The 4,145-nt window shown below is 46.4% G+C and carries 3 protein-coding genes; all 3 read left to right on the top strand.

The window, feature by feature from the left end; genetic code table 11:
• Positions 1–184: 184 nt before the first annotated feature.
• A complete protein-coding gene (gene glpA, locus AACT21_RS07300) occupies positions 185–1,837 on the top strand; it encodes an anaerobic glycerol-3-phosphate dehydrogenase subunit A (RefSeq protein WP_094164308.1) in 1,653 nt (550 codons plus the stop codon).
• Positions 1,831–3,144 (top strand): glycerol-3-phosphate dehydrogenase subunit GlpB, encoded by a 1,314-nt coding sequence (gene glpB / locus AACT21_RS07295; RefSeq protein WP_094164307.1) that lies wholly within the window; start codon positions 1,831–1,833, stop codon positions 3,142–3,144. Before glpA ends, glpB begins: the two co-directional genes overlap by 7 nt.
• The coding region (gene glpC / locus AACT21_RS07290) for an anaerobic glycerol-3-phosphate dehydrogenase subunit GlpC (protein ID WP_094164306.1) at positions 3,141–4,145 on the top strand (1,005 nt) is incomplete at its 3' end. The genes glpB and glpC, both read left to right, overlap by 4 nt.

The raw sequence follows: 4,145 nt of genomic DNA, 5'->3' as shown, positions 1-4,145 counted from the left end.
AAATTAACCCAACCTAAATTGTTAAACCGTTCATCATTTTGATATGAAATAACATACAAAGATGAAATTACCGCCAAAATGAAACACAATTTCGCTCATTCGCGCTTTTGTGAGCAACATATCGAACATTTTCTATTGAAAATGCCACACTAAATATAAGTTTTTCATCGAATAAGGTTTCACCATGACCACAACCACACGATTTGAAACCGATGTTGTTATCATTGGTGGCGGAGCAACCGGTACTGGGATCATGCGCGACTGCGCACTGCGCGGCATTGCGTGTATTTTGCTAGAAAAGGATGATATTGCTTCTGGTACCACCGGGCGAAATCACGGTTTATTACACTCAGGGGCACGTTACGCAGTTACCGATCCTGAATCGGCCAAAGAGTGCATCCAAGAGAATCAAATTTTAAAAAATATCGCCAGACATTGTGTAGAGAAAACCGACGGCCTGTTCATTACTCTGCCTGAAGACGATCTTGCTTTTCAGAGCACGTTTATCGACGCGTGCGCTCAAGCTGGGATCACAACCGAGCCGCTTTCTGCCAAAGAAGCACTGCGTTTAGAGCCTCACGTTAATCCAAACCTTGTTGGCGCGGTCAAAGTACCCGATGGCACACTCGATCCTTTTCGTTTATGCGCTTCCAATGTGCTAGACGCCAAAGAGCATGGTGCGCGGATCATGAACAAAACCATTGTGACGTCGCTGATCCGCCAAGGTGACACAGTATTAGGCGTGCGCTGTTTACAGCTCAACACTCATCAACAATATGAGATTTTCGCCAAAGAAGTGATTAACGCAGCTGGAATATGGGGACAAAACATCTGTGAATACGCCGATCTCAACATCAAAATGTTCCCCGCGAAAGGCTCATTGTTGATCCTTGATTATCGTATCAACAACCTTGTGATCAACCGCTGTCGCAAGCCTTCTGATGCCGATATTCTTGTCCCTGGTGATACCATTTCACTGATCGGTACTACCTCTGAACACATTGACTACGACCAAATTGACAACCTGCACGTGACTGAAAAAGAGGTCGATATACTACTGGCCGAAGGCGCGAAACTGGCCCCCATCATGGCGAATACTCGTGTACTACGCGCTTATGCAGGTGTGCGTCCATTGGTCTCTATTAATGATGATGGCAGCGGCCGAAACATCAGTCGCGGCATCGTATTACTTGACCACGAACAACGCGATGGATTGAAAGGCCTCACCACGATTACAGGCGGTAAATTAATGACTTACCGCCTAATGGCAGAATGGGCGACCGATTTAGTCGCCAAAAAACTGGGCAATAATACCCCTTGCGAAACTCATACTCGCGCCCTACCCGGCTCCAACGAAACCCCAAAACAGGTGAGAAAGACCGCCAGCATTGCCAAGCCCGTCTATGAATCGGCTATTTATCGCCATGGTGAGCGCGCACAAAATTTCTTATCTGATGATGCAAAGAGCCAAGCGGTTATTTGTGAATGTGAAATGGTGACCGCGGGCGAAATTGAATACGCAATTAAACAACTCGATGTAAATAACTTGGTCGATTTACGTCGCCGCACTCGTTTAGGTATGGGGCCGTGCCAAGGAGAGCTTTGCAGCTATCGCGCCGCCAGCTTATTTCAAGAATATGGTCACGTTTCGGGAAACCAATCGAGCCAACTGTTGGTTGAGTTTTTAGAAGAGCGCTGGAAAGGCATTAAACCGATTTTCTGGGGAGATGCACTGCGCGAAGCTGAATTCAGTTACTGGATTTATGAAGGCTTGTTCGGAGCCAATGACATTCCAACGCAACACAAGCAAAATGAAAGTGAGGAGACGTTATGGTGAAATACGACGTCACAATTATCGGTGGTGGAATTGCAGGTTACAGTGCAGGTCTTCGCTGCTTACAAGCGGGCCTAAAAACAGCACTGATCAGTCAAGGCCAAAGTGCTCTGCATTTTTCATCCGGTTCCATCGATGTTCTGGGTAAACTGCCTAGCGGCGAAGCGGTTGAATCCCCTTTGCTCGCCATGGAAGCATTACGTCAACAAGCCCCGAATCACCCTTACAGTAAAATTGGCGCTGACACTATTTCGCAAGGGTTAATGTGGTTTCAAAAAACGCTGCAGCAACGCGGCATGCCGCTGACACACCAAGCGGATAATAGTAACCACTATCGCATAACTCCGATGGGGACATTGAAAGCCACTTGGTTATCACAACCTTATGTTTATCAACATAAAACGAATGCTGATTTTAAGCGTATTGTGCTGCTCGCCATCGATGGTTACCGAGATTTTCAACCACATATGCTGCAAGATAACTTACGCGCTCTACCTGCATTTTCGGCTATCCCAAGTGAGATCATCAATATCACGATTCCGGGTTTCGAAGCACTTCGCCATAACCCCAACGAACTGCGCTCCATCGATATTGCTCGTTTGCTCAAACAACCACATGCATGGCGCAGTTTTTGTGATCAACTGATCCGTCATGCCACTGTGCAAGATCTAGTGATCCTACCTGCCATCATGGGCAATGGTGATGGGTTAACCTTACTGAACAAACTCAAATTGGAAACCAACTTGCAGTTGCATGAAGTCCCGACCATGCCGCCATCATTAATGGGCATCCGCATTGAAGAGACACTCAGCCGAGCTTTTTTAACCATGGGTGGTACTCATTTAAAAGGCGATAAAGTCATCAGTGGTGAATTTGACGGCAACCGTTTGACCGCCATTCATACTCAAAATCTCAATGATATGCCGATTCAAGCTGACCATTTCGTGATGGCTACAGGGAGCTATTTCAGCCAAGGTTTACAGGCTTCTCATCACGGTATTAGCGAACCCGTGTTCCAATTAGAGACGGAGAGCTGTCATGATCGCGCTCTATGGCGAAACCATGCCTTTTTCTCAGCAAACTCTCACCCTTTCATGACCTTTGGTGTGCTGACCAACACGTCACTGAATCCAACTCATCAAGGTAATATCATTACTAATTTATACTGCTGTGGTTCGATGCTCGCGGGTTATGATCCTGTCTTTGAAGGCAGCGGTGGAGGCGTTGCTATTGCCAGTGCTTACCACGCTACCTCTCAAATTATGGCTCAAACTCAATCTCGACCCGTCATTCAGGAGGTATTAGTATGAGCACCTCTTTTGTTGAAGCCGCACCCAAAAATACCTCTTTTGATCAATGCATCAAATGCACTGTTTGTACCGTTTATTGCCCGGTTGCTAAAGCAAACCCACTCTATCCGGGGCCAAAACAGTGCGGGCCGGATGGCGAACGCTTGAGGATTAAAAGCGCAGAGTATTATGACGACCTACTCAAGCTCTGCACCAACTGCAAACGGTGTGAAACCGCCTGTCCTTCCGGAGTAAAAATTGGCGATATCATTGCTGTGGCGCGTGGCAAACATGGTAAAAAAACGCTGAGTCCAAAGCTGGTGCGTGATTACGTGCTGAGCCATACCGATCTTTTTGGCACGATCGCCACACCATTTGCACCGATAGTGAACGCTGCTACGGCTATGCCGATGGTAAAAAAACTGATGCACAAGACCATTGGTGTGCACGATCATAAATCACTTCCCAAATACTCACACGGCACGTTTCGTCGTTGGTTTAAGCAGAACTGCACACGCCAACCCTTGTATAACCGGCAAGTGACCTATTTCCACGGCTGCTACGTTAACTATAACCACCCGCAGTTAGGTAAAGATTTTGTCTCTGTGATGAATGCGATGAATATCGGCGTACGGTTACTGGATAACGAGAAATGCTGTGGTGTACCGCTGATTGCCAATGGTTTTCACGATAAAGCACGTAAAAATGCGCTATTGAATGTGAAAAATATCGAAGCCGCGGTAGTTGATCGTCAAACGACGCTCATCTCCACCTCATCAACGTGTTCGTTTACCTTACAACAAGAATATCCTCATGTTTTAGGGGTTGATAATAGTAAGGTGGTCAAACAAATCGAGTACGTCACGCGCTTTCTACTCAAAGAGTTCATGAGCGGTAATGCGCCTAAAATGAAACCCGTTAACTTGAAAGTGGTTTACCACACCCCTTGCCACCTTGAACGCAGCGGTAATGTCATTTTTACCATTGAATTATTAAAAATGATCCCAGGATTGGAGTTAGTG

The sequence above is a fragment of the Vibrio sp. V08_P9A1T1 genome (assembly GCF_963874405.1).
GTDB lineage: Bacteria > Pseudomonadota > Gammaproteobacteria > Enterobacterales > Vibrionaceae > Vibrio > Vibrio anguillarum.
This window is presented reverse-complemented; position numbering and strand designations above follow the sequence as displayed.